We start from the raw sequence: 22302 nt of genomic DNA on the forward strand, positions 1-22302 counted from the left end.
CATGTTGCCGTTCTGGATCGCCCTGCAATTTCTGAGCAGCCTGCCGATTCGTCTGCCGGGCATGCCGACGCCCGAGGAGTTGGGCCGGTCATTGTTGTTTTATCCGCTGGTCGGCGTGCTGTTCGGTGCCATTCTGTGGGCGCTGAACGGGCTGTTGCTGGGCGCGCCGTCGTTGCTTCACGCGGCGTTGCTGCTGACCGTTTGGGTCGTGCTCAGCGGGGCGTTGCACCTGGATGGCCTGGCCGATAGCGCCGATGCGTGGCTCGGCGGTTATGGCGACCGTGAGCGCACTCTCACGATCATGAAAGACCCACGCAGTGGGCCGATCGCGGTGGTGACGCTGGTGCTGGTGTTGCTACTCAAGTTCGCCGCATTGCTGGCGTTGATCGAGCAGCAGCACAGCGTAGTGCTGATCATCGTTCCACTGATTGCTCGCAGCGCGCTGTTGGGATTATTCCTGACCACACCTTACGTGCGTCCCGGTGGATTGGGGCAGGCGCTGGCCGATCATCTGCCACGTTCGGCCGGGAAACAGGTGTTGGTGATCAGTGCGGTGGCCTGTGTGTTGATCGCGGGCCTCAGCGGTGTGTGGGCGCTTGCGCTGGCAGCTGTGGTGTTTGTCGGGTTGCGGCAAGTCATGATGCGGCGATTGGGCGGGACGACTGGCGACACTGCCGGGGCGTTGCTGGAATTGCTGGAAGTGGCGTTGCTGGTGGGATTGGTGCTGCTCTGAATTCCTGTGGGGGGGGCGGGCAAGTCGGTTCGCTGCACTGCTCGTTCTTACAGGTAAAATGTGTCGAAATATTTGCTTTCATTTAACCGCGGGTATATACACGCACCATGCTTCCTTCTCAATGTTTGTGCACTAACCTGCGTCGCGCCGCTCGTGGCGTCAGCAGGCATTACGACGGCGCGCTCGACGGCTTCGGGATCAACGTTGCCCAGTATTCTCTGCTGTGCAACCTGCAGCGGCTGGATCAACCGAGCATCTCGACACTGGCCGAGGCCATGGGCCTGGATCGCAGCACCCTGGGGCGCAATCTACGGGTGCTGGAAGGTGAAGGTCTGGTGACGCTGGTCGAGGGCGAAGACATGCGCAATCGCATCGTCCTGCTCACCGAGACAGGGCGCGAACGTCTGGCAGCAGCCTTGCCGGCTTGGGAAGCGGCGCAACAGCGGTTGATCGACCGTCTGGGTGCCGAGAAGCGTGAAACCTTGCTGAAACTGCTGGACGAACTGGCGTGAGGCCAGTTTTTTCGATCTTAAGCGGGTATATACCCGCTACCGGAGAACAACAATGACATCGATGTGGCGTACGTGCGGTTGGGTGCTGTTGGGCAGTGCGCTGATTTTGGCGTTGTCCCTGGGGGTGCGCCACGGCTTTGGGCTGTTTCTGGCGCCGATGAGTGCCGAATTCGGCTGGGGCCGCGAAGTGTTTGCCTTCGCCATTGCCCTGCAGAACCTGATCTGGGGCCTGGCGCAGCCATTCACCGGCGCATTGGCCGACCGCTTTGGCGCCGCGAAGGTGGTGTTGATCGGTGGTGTTCTGTACGCCCTGGGTCTGGTGTTCATGGGGTTGTCCGATTCGGCGCTGACCTTGTCCTTGAGCGCCGGGTTGTTGATCGGTATCGGTCTGTCCGGCACCTCGTTCTCGGTGATCCTCGGCGTGGTCGGCCGTGCCGTACCACCGGAAAAACGCAGCATGGGCATGGGGATCGCCAGTGCTGCCGGTTCCTTCGGTCAATTCGCCATGTTGCCCGGCACGCTGGGGCTGATCGGCTGGCTGGGCTGGTCTGCGGCATTGCTGGTGCTGGGTCTGCTGGTGGCGCTGATCGTGCCGCTGGTGAGCATGCTTAAAGACAAGCCGTTGCCGGTGCTCGGGCATGAGCAAACCCTCTCTGAAGCGCTACACGAAGCCTGCTCCCATTCAGGGTTCTGGTTGTTGGCGTTCGGCTTTTTTGTCTGCGGTTTTCAAGTGGTGTTCATCGGTGTGCACCTGCCGGCGTATCTGGTGGATCAACACTTGCCAGCCTCAGTCGGCACCACGGTATTGGCGCTGATCGGGCTGTTCAATATCTTCGGTACCTATACTGCAGGCTGGCTTGGTGGACGGATGTCCAAGCCGCGTTTGCTGACCGGTTTGTATCTGTTGCGGGCGGTGGTGATTGCGCTGTTCCTCTGGGCGCCGGTCACTCAGGTCACGGCGTATTTGTTCGGCATGGCGATGGGCTTTCTCTGGTTGTCGACGGTGCCCTTGACCAACGGCACGGTGGCAACCTTGTTCGGCGTCCGAAATCTGTCCATGCTGGGTGGGATTGTTTTCCTGTTCCACCAGCTGGGCTCGTTCCTCGGCGGCTGGTTGGGTGGCGTGGTGTATGACCGAACCGGGAGCTACGACTTGATCTGGCAGGTGGCGATTCTCTTGAGTCTGATGGCCGCAGCCCTGAACTGGCCGGTGCGCGAGCAGCCGGTGGCGCGCCTGCAAACCCAAGTGAGTGCCGCATGAACAGTCTTTGGCCGCGGATGGCAGCCATCGCCGTCGGCGTATTGCTGCTGGCCCTGGTTTGGTGGGGCTGGCATCAGGGTGGGCTGGCATTGATGCAGCTGGGCATGGGTGCTTGCTAGCGAGCTGCTTGCTAGGGAGCTGCTTGCTAGCGAGCTGCTTGCCAGCGAGCGGCGAAGGCGAGTAGTTTCGCGTTCTGACGTTTGCTCAAGGATGCACCGACATGCCGATGCGCTGGCTTGCAGTTCCTGCGTTGCTGATGGTTTTTTCCGGGCTGGCTCAGGCAGCGGAATGCCCGGAGCTGTTGCAAGGCTCATTGCCGAAGCTGCGCGCCAAGGAATCCATTGATTTGTGCCAGCGATTCGCCGGCAAGCCGCTGGTGGTGGTCAATACCGCAAGCTTCTGTGGCTTCGCCCCGCAGTTCAAAGGTCTTGAGGCGCTGTATCAGCGCTACAAGGATCAAGGGCTTGAGGTGGTGGGTGTTCCGTCCAATGACTTCAGGCAAGAGGCCAAGGATGGCGCAGAGACTGCCAAGGTCTGTTACGTGAATTATGGCGTGACCTTCACCATGACCGAGCCGCAGAAAGTCCGCGGCGATGACGCCACGCATTTGTTCAAGGTTCTTGCGAAGCAAAGCAGTTCGCCGAAGTGGAATTTCTACAAATACGTGGTCGATCGCCAAGGCAACGTGATCGCCAATTTTTCCAGCCTGACCAAACCTGACAATCCCGAGTTCATCGAGGCGGTGGAGAAAGCCCTGGCCTCGCAACCCTGATCGACGCGCACTAAAAAGCCCCGCCTCTGTACAAGAGTGCGGGGCTTTTTCAATTCAGGTGGCGATGCAGTCAAACTCGCCGTGAATCATCAGAAACGGTAGGTCGCGCCTACACCGAAACCGTTCGCATAGTTTTCATACTCGGCGCTGTAGTTCTGGCGGCCGTTGCTGTTGTTGATCTTGACCGACTCTTCACGCAGGTACGAGTACGCCACGTCAATGGTCAGATCGTCGGTCGGGCTCCAGCCAGCGCCCAGGCTGAAAATCTTGCGATCGCCGGTCGGGATGCGTGGGGAGCGGTTGACGTTGTTGGTCGGTGCCTGGTCGACGGACAGGCCGGTACGCAGAACCCATTGTTTGTTCAACTGGTACGAAGCGCCAATGGCGTGAGCCCAGGTGTCATGCCAGTTCTGTTCTTCGGTGATGGTACCGAAGCGGCTGTTCAGGGCGGCAGGAACGCCACTGTTCTCAACGGAGATTTCTTTCAGGCGGCTCCAGCGAGTCCAGGTGCTGCCTGCGTAGAGAGTCCATTTGTCGTCCAGCTGGTGAGTAACCGAGAAGTCGACCGACTCAGGCGTGGTGATGTCCAGCGACGCGTCGTACTTCTGGCTCGGGTTCTGACCAAGGGCTCCCAGGAGGTTGTAGTTGACCTTGGTGTCACCTTCGAGCTTGTACTTCACTTTCGAGTGATAAGTCAGGCCGAGGCGAGTGCTTTCGAGGGCTTGAACCATGATGCCGATGTTGTAGCCCAGCGCGGTGTCGTCACCCTTGATCTTGACGTTACCGTCCGCTGCGCGAGGGTTTAGCGACAGGTTCGATTCCAGGGTGCCGTCAATGCGGTTGATGGTCGGACCGAAACCGATCGATACCTTGTCGTTGAAGGCGTAGCTGACGGTTGGCTGCAGGGTTACGATTTTTACTTCGCTCTTGCTGCCGAAGTAACGGCCGGCAAAGCCGTTCTCGTAGTCCGTCACCAGGCCGAACGGGGCGTACATGCCGATACCGAATGCCCAATGGTCATCGATTGGCTTGACGTAGTAACCCATCGGCACGGCGACCATGGGAACCATGTCGCCATCGTTGCTGCCGCTGTTCGGGCGGGAGCTGGCGTGGCTGATGTCGGTGTGTGCGTCGAGCAGCGCAACGCCGCCGGTCACTTGTTCGCGCTTGAGGCGGGACATGCCGGCAGGGTTGCCGAAAATGGTGCTTGCGTCGTCGGYAGCGGAAGATCGCCCGGCAAAACCTGTACCCATCCCGCTGATGCTTTGTTCGTTGAGGGCAAAGCCACTGGCGAAGATCTGGGTGGATGCCAAGGCAACGGCGAGGCTAAGGGTGGTTTTGAGCATTACTTTTTTCATTATTAGAACTCCTGGTGATCACCGGGGCGAAAATTACCAACATTTTCGTCCGGGCGCCATAGCCTGTATTGCTTGATTTAGAGCGGTTTTGTAGGACAATCCGACCAAATCGCGACATGTTGCGCGATCTTCTCAAGCGGGGGTGGGTCAGCAGGCGACCTGATTCAACGATGAAACACAGGTTTGCCAGGCGTAGGTGAAGTCTCGCAAACGACCTTGGGGCTGGAAGGTCTGGCGCCAGATTCGGGCCATTCCCAGCAAGTCATCGGAGGCGGGGAGGGGAGTGTTCTGTTCTTCTACCAGCAGCCAGGCGATGGCTGTGGCGTAACGAAGGTTGACGGTCAATTCCAGGTGCGGTCCGCTGAGAAAAGCATGCTGGCTGGCCAGGCCGCGAACCAGGCTCGCCCGTTCCGGGTCCAGGGCCAGGTAGTGATCCCAGAGGGCCTGGTGGCGGGGTTCGGCGATCCGGTACAAGCCGTGTCCACGGCGGTCATGCAGGGCTGAACCAAGGGCTGACTGACTGGCGGCGATGCCCAGTAGCAGGGATTCGGCAGTCGCGCTATGGCGTCCGAGGTAGATCAATGTCGGACGGATCACATAACGGCACAGTTCGCTGGCAGCGATACCCATAACGCCCTCGAAACATCAAGTGGTCGGCGAAACCTGAAGGGGGCCTTGGCAGCTGTGGATCGAATCAGGCTCGCCGGAAGCGGATCAAGCCGCTTGAGTTGAAGTGTAGTGTCATTATTTTGCTGTAAAGGACTGTTTTTAAAATATTTCCGGCTTCGAGTTATAACTGTTATATCGGTTAGTGCTTAGGCAATAGGGACTAAAAGAGAAATATCGGGCAATAAAAAGCCCCGCTTTTCAGCAGGGCTCTTGAGGTTTTCAGCCTTTCTGGCGTCTCAGGCAACCAGTGCCTGGCGAGTACGCTCGATCACAGCCTGCAGCGGCTCGGCGCTGGAGTATTGATCAGGGTACAGGCGTTCGCTGTGACGAGCGATGCCATGTTCGTTGACCAGGGTAAAGCTGAAGCAGCCTTTGCGAGCGGCCATGATCAGGCAGTTCATTGGAGCAAAAGCGTTGGTTAGGGTGCGAATGGCATCCTGAGTGTGGATTTGAGTAGACATAATCGGGTGTTCCTACAAGCGACACGGATAAGAACCGTGCAAAATTAAAACGTTCCAGTGACGACGACCACCGTTGGTCGAACGAAGAACCCGACTGGAACAAAGCAGCCAGTTTGAAGCGCTATAAATTGGCGCGCTTGGGCTGGCAGGTAGGTACTTAGGAGGGCAGGCAACACATCAAGGGCAAAGGTTCTGGGCCCGGGGTGAAGATCCTGATCAATTTGCAGGTTGGTTCGGTCAGAGTAAGTGAACTTCGCAACACCCTTTGCTTTCGATTCAAAGGCTGTGTTGGCGCAAGATTTACCTGGAAACCATCGAGGTGGTCGATCCCGCTTTGTCGGTGAAGGCTTCTCTCAGGGAAGGCTGACCGGGGGGATTTGTTCGACCAGAATTGACTTTCAGCTTGGTACTAACGCCGCGGATACTAACGGATTGAATGGCCGAAGGGAAGCCTGTTCGCAAAAAAAACACTGGAGTGCCGGCCGGCCACATCCACAAGTGCTGTCGGAAAATGTCATCGGCCGACACGTGCCCCGCAATAGCCCAAAAAACGGCCGTTGATCCGAGAGGGCGATCGAGCCAGGATCAATCTGTGGCGCGGGTTGCCGGGTTTATCCCCTGGCGTTACCGGAAAAACGCGCCGAAAAAGCGCACCGATATAACCGCCTCGCCGGTACTTGTGCACATTAGTTGCGCGGACTGTCATCCCACTGTCATCCTCGCTTCATCGAGGGTGGGTGCCTGTAACGAAAATTTAAGTCAATGAAAAACATCGCTTTTTTTTACTGGTGAAAAAATCGTCAGTTTGACTGCGAGCCCCATTCCATACGGCTTTGCGCGACTTCAGGGGCGGTTGTCCACTGAGTTATCCACAGCTTCTGTGGATTGTCCCGAGCGCTTGCTCTAGGACGGGCGTGCAGGCTTTTTTCGACTTTACCTGTGCGAAAAATAGAGTAGAGTGGCGCGCCTTCCGATCTGCCCCACAGTGCTTTATGAAGTTTCGCTCAGTACCAGTCTCTGCTGCCTCAACACCCTCCAGCATTAACCCACCCAAGCGGTTTTCGATGCGTGTGGCCGAGTGGCTACTGGACAGCCCGCGCCTGGGCGAAAACCCCAACGTCAAACACTTCGCCGGACGTTTACTCAAGCAACCTGCCCGTGAAGGCGTAGTGGCCGCGCAAAGCCGCCTCGGCCAGTTGATGTGCCGCGAATGCGGGAACGCCCGGGATCGTCGTATTGGCCAGGACCTGTTGCGCCAGGCTGCGCGCGCCGGGGACCGACGCGCCCAGCAGGAACTCGGCCTGATCGAAGACTGAGCTGTCCAAGACCTGACGCCTTGGTTAACCTTCACGCTTTATCTAATCGGCAGGAGTGGCTATGGCGATGGACTTGACCAGCGCATTGCTGGGGCTGGCGGGCGCTGCACTGCCGTTGCTGGTACTGGCCTGGCAACTTCAGCGTCGGGCGAGTACGGGGCAGGCTGAACTGGCATTGCTGGAAGAGCGCCTGGCCATGGCCCAGCTGACGCAGGATGGCTTGAACGCCCAGCTCGACACCTGCCGTGATGAAGTCGCTGACCTGAGCCAGGCCAACGCCGCCAAACAGGCCGATCTGGCCGCCCTGCGCCGTGAAGTCGAATTGCTGCAGATCGAACGCGACGATGCCCGCGACGCAGCCCACGCCTGGAACATCGAACGTGCCGGCAAAGAAGCTGAGTTGCGTCGCCTGGACGCCCAAGCCGCGTCCCTCAACGCCGAGTTGCGTGAACAGCAGGAAAGCCATCAGCAGCGCCTCAACGACCTGCAAGGCTCGCGAGACGAGTTGCGAGCGCAGTTTGCCGAGCTGGCGGGCAAGATCTTTGACGAGCGCGAGCAGCGTTTTGCCGAAACCAGTCAACAGCGTCTGGGGCAGTTGCTCGATCCGTTGAAGGAGCGCATCCAGTCATTCGAAAAGCGCGTCGAGGAAAGTTACCAGGCCGAAGCCCGCGAGCGCTTTTCCCTGGCCAAGGAACTGGAGCGTCTGCAACAACTGAACCTGCGCCTGAGCGACGAAGCCACCAACCTCACCCGCGCCTTGAAAGGGCAGAAAACCCAAGGCAATTGGGGTGAACTGATTCTTGAACGGGTGCTTGAACACGCGGGCCTGGAGAAGGGGCGCGAGTACCAGACCCAGGTCAATCTAAAGGGGCCGGACGGCGAGCGATTCCAGCCGGATGTGATTATTTACCTGCCCGGCGACAAGCAGGTCGTGGTCGATTCCAAGGTCAGCCTCACGGCTTATCAGCAATATGTGGCCGCCGAAGACGATGGCATCGGCCAGATCGCCATCAAGCAGCACGTGCTGTCCCTGCGCAATCATGTCAAAGGCCTGGCCGGCAAGGACTACAAGCGGCTCGACGGGTTGCACAGCCTGGATTTCGTCCTGCTTTTCGTCCCGATCGAAGCGGCGTTTTCCGCGGCGTTACAGGCTGAGCCGACGTTGTTTCAGGAGGCTTTCGACCGCAACATCGTGATCGTCAGCCCGACCACGTTGCTGGCCACTTTGCGGGTCATCGACAGTCTGTGGAAGCAGGAACGCCAGAGCCAGAACGCTCGGGAAATCGCCGAGCGCGCCGGGTGGCTGTACGACAAGTTCGTGTTGTTCATTCAGGATCTGGATGAGGTCGGCAATCGCTTGCAGCAACTGGACAAGGCCTACAGCTCTGCCCGCAATAAGCTGACAGAGGGCCGTGGCAACCTGGTCAGTCGCAGCGAACAGCTCAAATTGCTTGGCGCGCGGGCCAGCAAGAGCTTGCCGGCGGACCTGCTGGAGCGGGCGATGACGGATGTCGATGGCTTGGCCGAGCTGCCGGAATAAAGAGCAAAAGATCACGCGGTCACTGTAGGAGCTGCCGAAGGCTGCGATCTTTTCAAGGCGACACAAACTTCAATCATCACGCTACAACGGCAAATGCCGACTCAACAACGCCCGCAACGCCGCCGGCTTCACCGGTTTGGCCAGGTAATCCAGGCCCGCTGCGTGCACCTGGGCCACGGTCTCCGGCCGCCCATCGGCGCTGATCACCACCCCCGGCACCGGCTCGCCCAATTGCGTGCGCAACCACGCCATCAAGTCGGTTCCGGTCTCGCCATCGTCCAGGTGGTAATCCACCAGCGCCAACTGCGGGCGCATCCCGTCGTTGAGCAGCGTCGCGCATTCATCACGGTTGCGCGCGGTCCAGACCTGGCAACCCCAACGCGTGAGCAGGCTGTTCATGCCGATCAGGATGCTGTCCTCGTTATCGATGCACAGCACCTGCGCGCCGCCGAGTAAATGGCCATTGAGTTCGGCAACCTTGGCCGGCACCGCGGCTTGTGCCCGAGCCAACGGCACGCTGACACTGAATACACTGCCGCGCCCCGGCCAGGAGCGTACGCGCAAAGTGTGACCCAGCACGCGACACAACCCATCGGCAATCGCCAGTCCCAGGCCCAGGCCTTTCTCGGCCCGGGTCTGGTGGCTGTCGAGGCGTTTGAACTCTTCGAAAATCACCTGTTGTTTGTCTTTCGGAATGCCCGGTCCACGGTCCCAGACCTCCAGGCACAGCTCGCCGTGGCGCCGGCGAACGCCGAGCAGCACGGGGCCTTTGGCGTAGCGGAAGGCATTGGTCAGGAAGTTCTGCAAGATCCGTCGCAGCAGTTTGATGTCGCTGTCGACCCGTAGCGCGCTGCCCCGGACGCGGAATTTCAGCCCCTGCTCCTGAGCCAGTGCCTTGAACTCGGCACCCAGTGTGTCAAACAACTCATTGAGCACGAAGGGCTTGCGATCAGGGTTGATCTTGCCGCTTTCCAGCCGGGAAATATCCAGCAGATCACTGATCAGGTCTTCGGCCGAACGCAGTGAGCTGTCCAGGTGATGAACCAGCTTCTGCGCTTCGGTGGACAAACCCTCTTCCTGATGGGAGAGGGCGGCGGAGAACAGCCGCGCGGCGTTCAGCGGTTGCATCAAGTCATGGCTGACGGCGGCCAGGAAACGGGTTTTCGACTGGTTGGCCGATTCGGCGGTGCCCTTGGCTTCGGTCAGGGCAAGGTTGAGTTGCGACAGTTCGTGGGTCCGTTCGGCGACCCGCCGCTCAAGGCCTTCATTGGCTTCGGTCAGCGCCTGCTCGGCTTCGCGGAACGCGGTAATGTCGGTGAAACTCATGACGAAACCGCCGCCGGGCATCGGGTTGCCGATCAGCTCGATCACTCGGCCGTTGGGGAACAGTCGCTCGGAGGTATGGGCGCGGCCCTGACGCATCCAGTGCAAGCGGCGGGCGACATGCACTTCCGCTTCGCCGGGGCCACACAAGCCGCGTTCGGCGTTGTAGCGAATGATGTCGGCAATCGGCCGGCCGACGCTGATCAAACCGTCGGGGTAGTTGAACAGCTCCAGGTAGCGCCGGTTCCAGGCCACCAGTTTCAGCGACTGGTCGATCACGCTGATGCCCTGGGTGATGTTCTCGATGGCGCCTTGCAGCAGGGCGCGGTTGAATTGCAGCACTTCCGAGGTTTCGTCGGCGATCCGTACGACGTCCTCCAGTTGCATTTCCCGACCTTCGATGGCGGCTTTTACCACCGCCCGAGTCGAAGAGGCGCCGAGTACACCTGCCAGCAAGCGTTCGGTATGGGCGATCCATTCGCCGTCGGCGTTCTGGTTCGGGTTGAAGCCTTTGCCCTGGCGGTAGGCGAAACGGATGAAGCTCTGACGGGCCCGTTCTTCGCCGACAAACCGGGCAGCCAGTTGCAGCAAATCGTCGATCTGTACCGCCAGCATCGAGCGGGCGCTGGGGCGGGGGCTGATTTCCTGGCCGATGAAACGACCGGCCTGCCAGTGCTCCGATACCCGCGTGCGTGACAGCACCGAGACCCAGGCGAACAGGGTGAAGTTACCCGCCAGGGACAACACCACGCCTTGAGTCAGCGGCGTGATCGGCAGGTTCAGCGGATTGCTTTGCAGCCAGGCCAGGCCCGGAAAACTGCTCAAGGGCAAGCCGAGGCTGTTGGCGGCAACCGGCAACACCAGGGTGTAGAACCAGAGGAATGTCCCGGTGGCCAGTCCGGCGAACACGCCACGGCGGTTAGCCTGTTTCCAGTACAGCGCGCCGAGCATGGCTGGGGCCAGTTGGGTCACGGCGGCGAAGGCGATCTGGCCGATGGTCGCCAGGCTCGCGGTCGAGCCCAGCAGGCGATAGCTGACGTAGGCCAGCAGCAGAATGACCACAATGCTCACCCGGCGCACCGAAAGCATCCACTGGCGGAACACTTCGAATGGCCGTTCGGCGTTGTTGCGCCGCAACAACCATGGCAGCAGCATGTCGTTGGAGAGCATGGTCGACAGCGCCACGCTGGCGACGATCACCATGCCGGTCGCCGCCGAAGCGCCGCCGATAAACGCCAGCATCGCCAGGGCAGGGTGAGATTGGGCCAGAGGCAGGCTGATAACGAATGAGTCCGGCAGCACCGAACTGGGCAGCAACATCTGACCGGCCAGTGCAATCGGCACCACAAACAGCGCCGCCAGCGCCAGATACGTCGGGAACACCCACTTGGCCAGGCGCAAATCCTGGGGGTCGATGTTTTCCACCACGGTCACGTGGAACTGCCGGGGCAGGCAGATGATCGCCATCATCGCCACACCGGTCTGCACCACCATGGACGGCCAGTTGATGGTTTCCTTCCAGTACTCTTCCAGGCGCGGGGCGAGCATGGCCTGGTCGAACAGGTCGTCGAAACCGTCGTACAGGCCATAGGTCACGAACGCGCCGACCGCGAGAAAAGCGAACAGCTTGACCAGCGATTCAAAGGCAATCGCCAGCACCATGCCGCGGTGGTGTTCCGTGGCGTCGAGGTTGCGGGTACCGAAAACGATGGTGAACAGCGCCAGTACCAGGGAGACGATCAGCGCCGTGTCCTGCGCGCGCGTGCCCATGGCGTCGGCGCCGGCGCCGATCAACAGGTTCACGCCCAGCACGATGCCCTTGAGCTGCAAAGCGATGTAGGGCAGCACGCCGACCAGGCAAATCAGCGCAACGACTACCGCCAGGGACTGGGATTTTCCGTAGCGGGCGGCGATGAAGTCGGCGATGGAGGTGATGTTCTCCTGTTTGCTGATCATCACCATTTTTTGCAGGACCCACGGCGCGCACACCAGCAACAGGATCGGCCCGAGGTAGATCGGCAGGAATGACCAGAGTTGTTCGGCTGCCTGCCCCACGGCGCCAAAGAACGTCCAGCTGGTGCAATAAACCGCCAGCGACAGGCTGTACACCCAGGCACGCACCCGTGGCGGCAACGGCGTGCTGCGACGGTCGCCGTAGAAGGCGATGGCGAACAGGATGGCCATATAGGCCAGGGCGACAATGGCGATCAGCCCGGTGGACAGCGACATGGTAACTCCAGACAAAAGACATCCGGGACTGCGCCCGATCCAGACAGTCTCGCATGACCGCCTGAGTTAGTCAGTGTCGACCAAGGTCGTGGCGTGGCGGGGTGTCGCAGGTTGTGTATCCGTCAGATCCTAGTCGTCATTGCGGGAGCGAGGCTTGCCTGCGAAGGCGGGGTTACTGATTCAACGCAATATCGATCAGCTGATGCAACTCTTCAACCTCCAGCGCCTGCGCCGCAAACAGGATGCGAAACACCGTTGGTGCCACCACCATATTGATCAGCCGGTCGACACTTGGCCGTGATTGATCGGGATAGCGATCCAGAATCGTCTGCAACTGCCCGCCAATGATCGTCACGCAATAGCCCGGCGTGGCGCTGGATTGCACGTCGCGCATCATGTTGCGCCCGGGTTCGGAACTCATTTCATCCAGGTACTGCTCCGCCCAGGCTCGCACGTCCCCGCGCAAGCTGCCGGTATTGGCCGGCTCACTGTCGGGACGCATGCGGGCGAGGGCGACATCGGCCAGCAGTGCCGACAAATCACCCCAGCGCCGGTAAATGGTCGACGGCGTCACTCCGGCCCGTGCAGCAATCTGCGGCACAGTCACGCAGGCGCGGTCCTGCTCTTCGAGGAGCGCGCGGACAGCCGAATGAATCGACTCTTGAACCCTGGCACTTCTGCCACCGGGGCGTAAACCTTCTTTAATAGCCATGCGGCGGACCTTAACACAAAGAATTTGCTTTAAGCGCTGACCAGTAGCAGACTCCGCAAAAGCAAAAAATTAGCTTTTGCGGAGTGTGCTCATGTCTCTTCCAGCGACAAATCGTTCCAGCCTGTGGTTTCTGGCGATCACCTTACTCAGTTTTCTCGCCGCTTCCACCGCGCCGACCCCGTTGTATCACCTCTATCAGGAGCACCTGCAGTTCTCGGCCGCGACCCTGACCCTGATTTTCGGTGTCTACGCCCTCAGCTTGCTGGCGGCGCTGCTCACGGTCGGTTCGCTGTCGGATTATCTGGGGCGCAAACCGGTGATTTTTACCGCCGTGTTGCTGAATATGCTGGCGATGTTGCTGTTCATCAACGCCGACAGCGTCGCCTGGTTGATCGGTGCGCGAGTACTTCAGGGGTTTGCGACGGGAATGGCCACCGCCGTCTTGAGTGCGGCGTTGCTGGACACCAATCGCCAGCAAGGGCCGATGGTCAACAGTGTTGCGCCGTTGCTGGGCATGGCGCTGGGGGCCATGGGCTGCGGATTATTGGCCGAGTTTGCGCCCCTGCCGCTGCAATTGACCTATTGGGTGTTGTTCGCGCTGTTTTTGATGCAAGCGCTGTACGTCTGGCGCCTGCCGGAAAGCGTCAGTCGACAACCGGGTGCCTGGGCCTCGCTGCGCCCGACCCTGCATGTGCCGATTCAGGCGCGGCGAATGTTGTGGCGGGTGCTGCCGATAGACCTCGCGGTGTGGGCGCTTGGCGGCTTTTTCGCCTCCCTGGCGCCGTCCCTGGTGCGGACGGCCACCGGGTCCACGTCGAACCTGATTGGCGGTGCGACGGTGGCCGTGTTGACGGTGACCGGTGCCTCGATGATCTACACCTTGCGCAATCGGCCGGCCGACAAGGTCTTGCTGCTGGGCGCGAGCTTGCTACCCGCAGGCGTTGCGCTGATTCTGCTGGCGGTCCACAGCGCCAGCCTGCCATTGTTTTTCTTCGGCACGCTGGTGGCGGGCAGCGGATTCGGTACGGGTTTCCTTGGCGCCTTGCGCAGCATCGTGCCGCTGGCCTTGCCTCATGAGCGGGCCGGGTTGATGTCGGCGTTTTATGTGCTCAGTTATCTGGCGTTTTGCTTGCCGTCGTTGCTGGCCGGTAATCTGACCCGCAGCTTTGGGCTGGTGGCGACCACCGACGGTTACGGCGCGGTACTGATCATCCTGTCGCTCGGTGCGCTGATCGGGTTGCTTCGTGAGCGGTCTGTCAAAGTCTGTGGCGTCGATGTCAGATGACCGTTAGCCTTGGCACCGCCATTCATTTCGACGGACCGACCCATGAAGATCATCCGCAGCAAATCCTTCACCGGTGACCGCGCCTGGGCGGCGCTGGACATCGCCAACATGAACGGTATCACCACCCGTTTGCACTGGACCGATCAGCCGTATAAATGGCACGTCAACGATGGCCAGGAAGTGTTCGTGGTGCTCGACGGTCAGGTGCAGATGCGTTATCGCGAAGCAGGCCTCGAAAAGGAAACCCTGCTGGAGGTCGGCGATATTTTTTATGCCTCGGTGGGCACCGAACATGTGGCTCATCCGCAGGGCGTGGCGAGGATATTGGTGATCGAGACTGAAGGCAGCGTCTGATGCTATATCTGCAAATCAGATAACAGTTAGAGATATTACCCGTTATATCGATATTCTATTCGGATCTATCATGAGCGCCTACCTCATTAGAGGACAGGAGTTCGCCATGACCTGCACCCGTAGCGTTAAACCCGGTATCAAACCGCTCAGTCATCTGCAGCACCCAAGAGAAGCCGTCCGCCAATTCACCCCGAACTGGTTCGCGGCGACCATGGGCACTGGTGTATTGGCGCTTGCGCTTGCGCAACTGCCGGTGTCGACTCCCGGTCTGCATGCATTGGCCGAAGGCTTGTGGCTATTAAATATTGGCCTGTTTGTGTTGTTCACGGCTATGTATGCCGCGCGTTGGGTCATGTTCTTCGACGAGGCGCGGCGGATTTTCGGCCACTCCACGGTTTCGATGTTTTTTGGCACCATTCCCATGGGCCTTGCGACCATCATCAATGGCTTTCTGTTGTTCGGCTTGCCGCGCTGGGGCGACAGTGTGATTCATGTCGCCAAAGTGCTGTGGTGGCTGGACGTGGCGATGTCGCTGGCCTGCGGCGTACTGATTCCCTACATGATGTTCACCCGCCAAGAACACAGCATCGACCAGATGACCGCCGTCTGGCTGTTGCCGGTGGTGGCTGCGGAAGTGGCGGCTGCCAGTGGTGGCTTGTTGGCGCCGCACCTGGCCGATGCTCATTCGCAGTTAGTGGTGCTGGTGACCAGCTACGTGCTCTGGGCTTTTTCCCTGCCGGTGGCGTTCAGCATTCTGACTATCCTGTTGCTGCGCATGGCGTTGCATAAATTACCCCACGAAAACATGGCCGCCTCGAGCTGGCTGGCGCTTGGGCCGATTGGCACGGGTGCGCTGGGCATGTTGTTGATGGGCGCCGACGCGCCGGCGATCTTTGCCGCCAACAGTCTGCCGGGGATCGGTGAAATAGCTGAGGGGCTTGGGCTGGTGGCCGGGATCACGCTGTGGGGCTTCGGGCTTTGGTGGATGCTGATAGCGCTGCTGATCACCGTGCGTTACTTGCGCGCCGGTATCCCGTTCAATCTCGGCTGGTGGGGTTTCACGTTCCCGCTGGGTGTCTATTCCCTGACTACGCTGAAACTGGCCAGCATCTTGAACCTGACGTTTTTCAGTGTCTTTGGTTGTATGTTGGTGGCCATGCTGGCGGTGATGTGGCTGATCGTTGCCAAACGCACGCTACAGGGCGCGTGGCGGGGTGAGTTGTTTGTCTCGCCGTGCATCGCAGGATTAAAGAAATAACCGGCAAAGATTAGGTAATGTGTGTGGCCTGGATCGACGTTCGACATTCCAATAACAGTATTCACGCCGCTCTCTACCCAAAATCAGCTACCCAATATCAGGGACACATGGAAGATGAGTCACCCCTCGCAGTTCACCTTGCTTCGCACTCGGCGCTTCCTGCCTTTTTTTGTCACGCAGTCCCTTGGGGCCTTTAACGACAACATCTTCAAGCAGTCGCTGATCCTCGCCATTCTTTACAAGCTGACCATCGAGGGTGACCGTTCGATCTGGGTCAACCTGTGTGCGTTGCTGTTTATCCTGCCGTTCTTCCTGTTCTCGGCGCTGGCCGGGCAGTTCGGGGAGAAGTTCGCCAAGGACGCGCTGATCCGTCTGATCAAGCTCGGGGAAATCGTCATCATGACGGTGGGCGCGGTCGGTTTCATGTTCGATCACCTGTCGCTGATGCTGTTGGCGCTGTTTGCCATGGGTACCCACTCGGCGCTGTTCGGGCCGGTGAAGTACTCGATCCTGCCCCAGGCCTTGCGCGAAGAAGAGCTGGTGGGTGGCAACGGCCTGGTGGAAATGGGCACCTTCCTGGCAATTCTCGCCGGGACGATTGGCGCCGGCATCATGATGTCCGCCAGCAACTACGCGCCGGTGGTGTCCACGGCAATCATCGGCATTGCGGTGCTCGGTTACCTGGCCAGCCGCAACATTCCCCGGGCCGCGGCGGCATCGCCGCAAATGCGCCTGAACTGGAATATCTTCAGTCAGTCCTGGGCCACGTTGAAGCTGGGCCTGGGGCAAACCCCTGCGGTCTCGCGTTCGATTGTCGGCAACTCATGGTTCTGGTTTGTCGGGGCGATTTATCTGACGCAAATCCCGGCGTATGCCAAGGAGTGGATGCACGGCGACGAAACCGTGGTGACGCTGATTCTTACCGTGTTCTCGGTCGGCATCGCACTGGGTTCGATGCTCTGCGAGAAACTCTCCGGGCGTAAAGTCGAGATCGGTCTGGTGCCGTTCGGCTCATTCGGCCTGACGGTATTTGGCCTGTTGCTGTGGTGGCATTCCGGTGGAATTCCGGACAGCGTTACCGGCCATGGCTGGATAGAAATCCTTGGGTTCGGTCACACCTGGCTGGTGTTGATCGACATCCTCGGGCTGGGAGTCTTTGGCGGTTTCTACATCGTGCCGTTGTATGCGCTGATCCAGTCCCGCACCGTCGAGAACGAACGGGCCCGAGTGATCGCCGCCAACAACATTCTCAACGCCCTGTTCATGGTGGTGTCGGCGATTGTGTCGATCGTCTTGCTGAGCATCGCCAAACTGTCGATCCCGCAGCTGTTCCTGGTGGTGTCGCTGCTGAACATCGGCGTTAACGCGTACATCTTCAAAATCGTCCCGGAATTCAGCATGCGCTTCATGATCTGGCTGCTCGGCCATTCCATGTACCGCGTCGAGCATCGCAACCTGGAGCTGATTCCCGATGAGGGCGCTGCGCTGCTGGTTTGCAACCATGTGTCGTTCGTTGATGCGTTACTGATTGGTGGGGCCGTGCGTCGGCCGATTCGCTTTGTGATGTATTACAAAATCTACAACCTGCCGGTGCTGAATTTCATCTTCCGCACGGCCGGCACGATTCCGATTGCCGGGCGCCAGGAAGACATTCAAATCTACGAAAAGGCCTTCACCCGGATCGCCCAGTATCTGAAGGATGGCGAGTTGGTGTGCATTTTCCCTGAAGGCAAGTTGACCGCTGATGGCGAGATCAACGAGTTCAAGGGTGGGCTGACGCGGATTCTCGAAGAAACGCCGGTGCCGGTGATTCCGCTGGCGTTGCAGGGGTTGTGGGGGAGTTTCTTCAGCCGCGATCCGAACAAGGGGATGTTCCGTCGGTTGTGGTCGCGGGTGACCTTGGTGGCAGGGCCGGCGGTGGCGGTCGAGGTGGCGGAGCCGGCGAAGTTGCAGGTGTTGGTGGGGGATTTGCGGGGGACTGTCAGGTAGTCGGTGACTTTGCGGGCGTCATCGCGGGCTTGCCCGCGAAGACGTGTCAGTGGTTTAAGCGCTGACCTTGAGCCCGACCAACCCGGTAATGATCAGCGCCACACTGGCCAGCCGAAACAGCGCCATGGATTCACCAAACAGAATGATCCCGGCAATCACCGTGCCCACCGCACCCACGCCGGTCCAGATCGCATAGGCCGTGCCTAGCGGCAATTCCTTCATGGCAAGGCCGAGCAGGCCAAGGCTGATGGCCATGGCGGCAACGGTCAATGCGGTGGGAAGAGGGCGGCTGAAGCCGTCGGTGTATTTCAGGCCTACGGCCCAGCCGACTTCGAACAGGCCGGCAAAAAACAGAATGATCCAGGACATTGGAGACCTCCATCGATGGATGGGGTCGTCCCCGGACTAATGACTCGAACGAGCCGCGAGGTCGTCCCCGCGTTGCGCAATAGAGTGCCCATCATTAACCCGAGGATCAAGTTTTCGGCTTAGTCAGCCACCTGCTGAGCAGCGATTTTCCGATCCTCTTTCTCGCTCATGCGACGGAAATAGGTGGAGAGCAGCGCCCCGGAAATGTTGTGCCAGACGCTGAACAACGCGCTCGGCACCGCCGCCAGTGGCGAGAAGTGCGCACTGGCCAGCGCCGCACCCAGGCCGGAGTTCTGCATGCCGACTTCCAGTGCCAGGGATTTGCGCTGGGCCAGCGGCAGGTTGAACAGGCGCCCGGTGAAGTAACCCAGCACGTAGCCGAAGCTGTTGTGCAACATCACCACGGCCATGATCAGCAGCCCGGATTCGGCAATCTTCGCCTGACTGGCAGCCACCACGGCCGTGACGATGATCACGATGCTCACCACTGACACCAGCGGCAACACCTCTACCGCGTGACGAACCCGATCACCGAGCACGCGTTGGGCAATCACGCCAAGTACGATCGGCAACAGCACGACTTGCAGGATCGACCAGAACAGCTCCATGAACGACACCGGCAACCAGGCCGAGGCCAGCAGCCAGATCAGCGCCGGTGTCAGCAATGGTGCGAGGAGGGTGGTGACGGCGGCAATGGCCACCGACAACGCCAGGTCGCCGCGAGCCAGCCAGGTCATCACGTTCGACGAGGTGCCGCTCGGGCAACAGCCGACCAGAATCACCCCGACGGCGATCTCTGGTGGCAGGTGGAACACCTGGCAAAGCAACCACGCCATACCGGGCATGATCACGAAATGGGCGACCACGCCCAAGGCCACGCGCCACGGATGGCGAGCGACTTCGGCGAAGTCTTCGAGCTTGAGGGTCAGGCCCATGCCGAACATCACCAGCCCCAGCAGCGGCACAATGGCGCCTTTCAAACCGATGAACCAAGCCGGCTGCAGAAACGCCACGATGGCGAAAATCAGTACCCAGTAAGCGAAGGTGTTGCCGACAAAACGACTCAATGCAGCGAGTGCGCGCATGGCCTGATCCTTGTTATGTGTTTAAAAGCGGGTAGGGCTTGGAACTTGGGTTGCCTGCAAAAAGATCGCAGCCTTCGGCAGCTCCTGCATTTGAAATGCGATCCTCTGGAGCTGCCGAAGGCTGCGATCTTTTCTTACCAGGCGCCGCCGATCAAGGCCGGCGCCCTAAGGCAATCAGATACCCTGTGGGGTCTCTTCACCGCCCAACGCTTCAACCAGTGCCGGCAGGAAGTCGCCGAAGGTCAGCATCATCAGGGTGAAGCTGGCATCCAGTTGACCCAGTGCTTCGTCGCCACCGTCCTGTTCCGCCTGATCTTGCAGCAGGTCTTCGAACTTCAGGCGCTTGACCACCATTTTGTCGTCGAGCACGAACGACAGTTTGTCCTGCCAGGCCAGCGACAGTTGAGTGACCACTTTGCCGGTGCTCAGGTGCAGCTGGATTTCTTCGCTGGTCAGGTCCTGACGCTTGCAACGCACGATGCCGCCGTCTTCGTGGGTGTCGCGCAGTTCGCACTCGTCCAGCACAAAGAAATCGTCTGCGGCTTTCTGGGTGGTAACCCACTCGGTCATGGTCGCGGTCGGCGACATCTTCACCGTCAGCGGACGTACCGGCAGCGAGCCGATCACTTCCCGCAGGGTGGACAGCAGGTCTTCGGCACGCTTCGGACTGGCCGAGTTAACCAGGATCAGGCCCTGTTTCGGCGCGATGGCGGCGAAGGTCGACGAGCGACGGATAAAGGCGCGGGGCAGGAAGGCCTGGATGATTTCATCCTTGATCTGATCGCGTTCCTTTTTATAGACCTTGCGCATTTGTTCGGCTTCGATCTCTTCGACCTTTTCCTTCACTGCGTCACGCACGACGCTGCCCGGCAGAATGCGTTCTTCTTTACGGGCGGCGATCAGCAGGAAGTCCCCGCTGACGTGTACCAGCGGTGCGTCTTCGCCCTTGCCGAATGGCGCGACGAAACCGTAGGTGGTCAACTCCTGGCTTGCACATGGACGCGCCAGTTTGGTGGCCAGTGCAGTTTCCAACGCCTCGGCATCAAAAGGCAGATCTTGGGTCAGGCGATAGATAAGCAGGTTTTTGAACCACATGGGGTGAGTCTCTCCTTTATACAAAGGGGGGCATTATTGTCTTCGCCGGGTCATAGGCCAACCCTTCTCTAAGCCTTTGGAAGGCCTGAGAAAATTAATTTAAAAAGTGCTTGCCAGAGGTTGGGTCGCTCCGTAGAATGCGCGCCACACCGAAGCGAAGGGTGATTAGCTCAGCTGGGAGAGCGTCTGCCTTACAAGCAGAATGTCGGCGGTTCGATCCCGTCATCACCCACCATTCGTTTCAAGTGTTTAGCGCAGCGGTAGTTCAGTCGGTTAGAATACCGGCCTGTCACGCCGGGGGTCGCGGGTTCGAGTCCCGTCCGCTGCGCCATATTCGGTAACCTGGACCACTGAACGCCAGGTCACCACGGAAAAACCCGCTGAGGCGGGTTTTTTTCTGTCTCAAGTTTGTACCTTGTTCCATCGGGTTGTGTCGTTTCACCGGTTTTCGGATTTTTTTGAAAAAAACTTCAATTAAATCAACACTTTACGAAAACTTGTGGCATAATGCGCCCCGTAACGAAGCGAAGGGTGATTAGCTCAGCTGGGAGAGCGTCTGCCTTACAAGCAGAATGTCGGCGGTTCGATCCCGTCATCACCCACCATTCGTTTCAAGCGTTTCGCGCAGCGGTAGTTCAGTCGGTTAGAATACCGGCCTGTCACGCCGGGGGTCGCGGGTTCGAGTCCCGTCCGCTGCGCCATATTCGGTATCTGGAACACTGAACGCCAGATCACCACAGAAAGCCCGCTTAATGCGGGCTTTTTGCTGTCTGGGATTTGGCTTTTTGCCGGATTCACTGAAGAAAGCGACCTGTTCGGGTCGCTTTTTTCGTTTCTGCCTTACTTATTGTTCGGTATTGCGGCTGTGTCGATAGTCGCTGACGGCTTCGTACACCGCTTTGCGCAACCGGTTGATCCCGCCAATCGGCCGATGGGCGTCAAGGCCGAACCATGGATTGAACGACAGGTTGTCGCATTGCAGATTCAGCGCCGGGGTGTCGAAATCCTGGGCGGGCAGCTTGATCTTGGCCACGGTTTCGAAAGGCGCGTCGTGTTCACGCCACTCGATGCTAGTGTCTTCGATCGGCATATATTGGCTCGGATCCTGGCGCTGGACCTGTAACACGAAGCAGGCCGGCACCCGGTCAGTCGACAGCTGCTGGTTCAGCGCACTGCGCAGGAAGTTCGGCAGGTTTTGATTTTGCGTGGGCAGCGTGTAGGTCGGGCAGCTCTCCGGATCGGGTATTACCCGGAATTTGACGTTGGCCTCACCAAACTTGTACGGCGAAACCGAAAAGTAGGTGGTCTGGGTCGGACTTGCCGGGGCAGGGGAGAGTGTCGCCAGCGCAATAAACAGATGACGAACCTGCCAGGTGCGCGGATCCCAAGCCGGGAAGAACGCCATTATCGTTTTGCCGTCAGCCTGAGCGGCCACATTCTGACGGTACTCGGCGACATCGCTGACAAAGAAGTTCGGATGGTTGAACATCACGAAATCCTGTTCGCTGCGCCCTTGTCGGTCACTCAGTAACTGTTTACCCGGCACATCGAACAACTTGATCGCCATGCCCCGGGCATCGCGGATGCTGTCGAACTGCGGATAGGCATTGCCGTTGGACAGCCGCATCGTCGCTTGCCAGGTTTTGCCGGGTTCGCTGAACACGCCTTGGCGCAACGCCGTCGCCAGATCCGGCAGCACCTGAACCTCGGCCTTCACGCAACCATGGGCCTTGGCGTGAGCGTCGCGCAGATAGCGAGTACTTTCGCGGTGTTGATCGACGATCCGCACCGCTGTCTGGATGATGTCCCGGGTCATCGCCGCTTCGCCGTCCGGAATCAGTTCTTCGGCCGATACCGGGCCGCGATGTTGCCAGGCGAGCCATGCCATGGTCAGCGCCCAGCCGAGTACCCCCAACCCCAGCAACCACAGCAGGGTTTTACCAAGGAAGGCACCCAGACGTAGCCAGAGCATGATCAGCAT

The 22302-nt window shown here is 59.5% G+C and carries 20 protein-coding genes and 4 tRNA genes; 15 read left to right on the forward strand and 9 right to left on the reverse strand.

What is annotated here, in order from left to right; genetic code table 11:
• The first annotated feature begins 1 nt into the window (after window position 1).
• The 5 genes from AC1D2Q_RS16340 to AC1D2Q_RS16360 all read left to right on the forward strand — a co-directional run bounded on the left by AC1D2Q_RS16340 (window position 2) and on the right by AC1D2Q_RS16360 (window position 3278).
• Window positions 2-733, forward strand: a complete 732-nt coding sequence (locus tag AC1D2Q_RS16340; RefSeq protein WP_477813858.1) for an adenosylcobinamide-GDP ribazoletransferase — start codon at window positions 2-4, stop codon at window positions 731-733.
• 107 nt (window positions 734-840) lie between these two features.
• Entirely contained in the window at window positions 841-1245 is a 405-nt protein-coding gene (locus AC1D2Q_RS16345; RefSeq protein ID WP_007898923.1) for a MarR family winged helix-turn-helix transcriptional regulator, read from the forward strand.
• A gap of 52 nt (window positions 1246-1297) precedes the next feature.
• Complete coding sequence (locus AC1D2Q_RS16350; protein WP_477813859.1) at window positions 1298-2506, forward strand: MFS transporter; 1209 nt, start codon at window positions 1298-1300, stop codon at window positions 2504-2506.
• Window positions 2503-2625 (forward strand): hypothetical protein, encoded by a 123-nt coding sequence (locus tag AC1D2Q_RS16355; RefSeq protein WP_007936107.1) that lies wholly within the window; start codon window positions 2503-2505, stop codon window positions 2623-2625. The genes AC1D2Q_RS16350 and AC1D2Q_RS16355 overlap by 4 nt, the downstream gene beginning before the upstream one ends.
• Window positions 2626-2726: 101 nt before the next feature.
• The gene (locus tag AC1D2Q_RS16360; RefSeq protein WP_477813860.1) at window positions 2727-3278 is read left to right on the forward strand and encodes a glutathione peroxidase; all 552 of its coding nucleotides are present in this window, start codon (window positions 2727-2729) and stop codon (window positions 3276-3278) included.
• Between the two features lie 89 nt (window positions 3279-3367).
• On the opposite strand, the gene AC1D2Q_RS16365 is transcribed toward AC1D2Q_RS16360, so the two are convergent.
• The 3 genes from AC1D2Q_RS16365 to AC1D2Q_RS16375 form a co-directional block, all read right to left on the reverse strand.
• Entirely contained in the window at window positions 3368-4636 is a 1269-nt protein-coding gene (locus AC1D2Q_RS16365; protein ID WP_477813861.1) for an OmpP1/FadL family transporter, read from the reverse strand.
• 147 nt (window positions 4637-4783) lie between these two features.
• The gene (locus AC1D2Q_RS16370) at window positions 4784-5266 is read right to left on the reverse strand and encodes a hypothetical protein (protein WP_007936111.1); all 483 of its coding nucleotides are present in this window, start codon (window positions 5264-5266) and stop codon (window positions 4784-4786) included.
• Between the two features lie 275 nt (window positions 5267-5541).
• Window positions 5542-5766, reverse strand: coding sequence for a hypothetical protein (locus AC1D2Q_RS16375; protein ID WP_007898912.1), 225 nt, complete (start codon window positions 5764-5766; stop codon window positions 5542-5544).
• Window positions 5767-6758: 992 nt separating this feature from the next.
• Between AC1D2Q_RS16375 and AC1D2Q_RS16380 the strand changes: the two genes are divergently transcribed.
• Both AC1D2Q_RS16380 and AC1D2Q_RS16385 read left to right on the forward strand, forming a co-directional pair.
• The gene (locus AC1D2Q_RS16380; RefSeq protein WP_477813862.1) at window positions 6759-7082 is read left to right on the forward strand and encodes a sel1 repeat family protein; all 324 of its coding nucleotides are present in this window, start codon (window positions 6759-6761) and stop codon (window positions 7080-7082) included.
• Window positions 7083-7257: 175 nt separating this feature from the next.
• Window positions 7258-8622: a DNA recombination protein RmuC gene (locus AC1D2Q_RS16385; protein WP_169342498.1), complete on the forward strand. Its 1365-nt coding sequence runs from the start codon at window positions 7258-7260 to the stop codon at window positions 8620-8622.
• 81 nt (window positions 8623-8703) lie between these two features.
• Here the strand turns inward: AC1D2Q_RS16385 and AC1D2Q_RS16390 are convergent, their stop codons facing one another.
• Together AC1D2Q_RS16390 and AC1D2Q_RS16395 are read right to left on the reverse strand one after the other, a co-directional pair.
• On the reverse strand, window positions 8704-12174 hold the full coding sequence (locus tag AC1D2Q_RS16390) for a hybrid sensor histidine kinase/response regulator (RefSeq protein WP_477813863.1): 3471 nt from the start codon (window positions 12172-12174) through the stop codon (window positions 8704-8706).
• A 172-nt stretch (window positions 12175-12346) separates the two neighbouring features.
• The gene (locus AC1D2Q_RS16395; protein WP_477813864.1) at window positions 12347-12886 is read right to left on the reverse strand and encodes a TetR/AcrR family transcriptional regulator; all 540 of its coding nucleotides are present in this window, start codon (window positions 12884-12886) and stop codon (window positions 12347-12349) included.
• Between the two features lie 91 nt (window positions 12887-12977).
• Here AC1D2Q_RS16395 and AC1D2Q_RS16400 point away from each other — a divergent pair, with 91 nt between their 5' ends.
• The 4 genes from AC1D2Q_RS16400 to AC1D2Q_RS16415 all read left to right on the forward strand — a co-directional run bounded on the left by AC1D2Q_RS16400 (window position 12978) and on the right by AC1D2Q_RS16415 (window position 17772).
• The gene (locus AC1D2Q_RS16400; RefSeq protein WP_477813865.1) at window positions 12978-14171 is read left to right on the forward strand and encodes an MFS transporter; all 1194 of its coding nucleotides are present in this window, start codon (window positions 12978-12980) and stop codon (window positions 14169-14171) included.
• Window positions 14172-14213: 42 nt separating this feature from the next.
• Entirely contained in the window at window positions 14214-14525 is a 312-nt protein-coding gene (locus AC1D2Q_RS16405) for a cupin domain-containing protein (RefSeq protein ID WP_007936125.1), read from the forward strand.
• Between the two features lie 106 nt (window positions 14526-14631).
• Entirely contained in the window at window positions 14632-15783 is a 1152-nt protein-coding gene (locus AC1D2Q_RS16410; RefSeq protein ID WP_477813866.1) for a TDT family transporter, read from the forward strand.
• A gap of 114 nt (window positions 15784-15897) precedes the next feature.
• Window positions 15898-17772 (forward strand): MFS transporter, encoded by a 1875-nt coding sequence (locus AC1D2Q_RS16415; RefSeq protein ID WP_477813867.1) that lies wholly within the window; start codon window positions 15898-15900, stop codon window positions 17770-17772.
• Window positions 17773-17826: 54 nt separating this feature from the next.
• Here the strand turns inward: AC1D2Q_RS16415 and sugE are convergent, their stop codons facing one another.
• The 3 genes from sugE to rdgC form a co-directional block, all read right to left on the reverse strand.
• On the reverse strand, window positions 17827-18141 hold the full coding sequence (gene sugE / locus AC1D2Q_RS16420) for a quaternary ammonium compound efflux SMR transporter SugE (RefSeq protein ID WP_018925158.1): 315 nt from the start codon (window positions 18139-18141) through the stop codon (window positions 17827-17829).
• Window positions 18142-18260: 119 nt separating this feature from the next.
• Window positions 18261-19226, reverse strand: coding sequence for a bile acid:sodium symporter family protein (locus AC1D2Q_RS16425; RefSeq protein ID WP_477813868.1), 966 nt, complete (start codon window positions 19224-19226; stop codon window positions 18261-18263).
• Window positions 19227-19400: 174 nt separating this feature from the next.
• Complete coding sequence (gene rdgC / locus AC1D2Q_RS16430; RefSeq protein WP_007936132.1) at window positions 19401-20321, reverse strand: recombination-associated protein RdgC; 921 nt, start codon at window positions 20319-20321, stop codon at window positions 19401-19403.
• A 159-nt stretch (window positions 20322-20480) separates the two neighbouring features.
• On the opposite strand from rdgC, the gene AC1D2Q_RS16435 reads away from it, so the two are divergent.
• From AC1D2Q_RS16435 to AC1D2Q_RS16450, 4 genes are all read left to right on the forward strand, one after another.
• Window positions 20481-20556: transfer RNA gene (locus AC1D2Q_RS16435), tRNA-Val, on the forward strand.
• 19 nt (window positions 20557-20575) lie between these two features.
• A tRNA-Asp gene (locus AC1D2Q_RS16440) sits at window positions 20576-20652 on the forward strand.
• 198 nt (window positions 20653-20850) lie between these two features.
• Window positions 20851-20926: transfer RNA gene (locus AC1D2Q_RS16445), tRNA-Val, on the forward strand.
• A 19-nt stretch (window positions 20927-20945) separates the two neighbouring features.
• Window positions 20946-21022: transfer RNA gene (locus AC1D2Q_RS16450), tRNA-Asp, on the forward strand.
• Window positions 21023-21165: 143 nt separating this feature from the next.
• Here the strand turns inward: AC1D2Q_RS16450 and AC1D2Q_RS16455 are convergent.
• Window positions 21166-22302 (reverse strand): catalase family protein, encoded by a 1137-nt coding sequence (locus AC1D2Q_RS16455; protein WP_477813869.1) that lies wholly within the window; start codon window positions 22300-22302, stop codon window positions 21166-21168.

It is taken from the genome of Pseudomonas sp. P1_A1 (assembly GCF_056406935.1).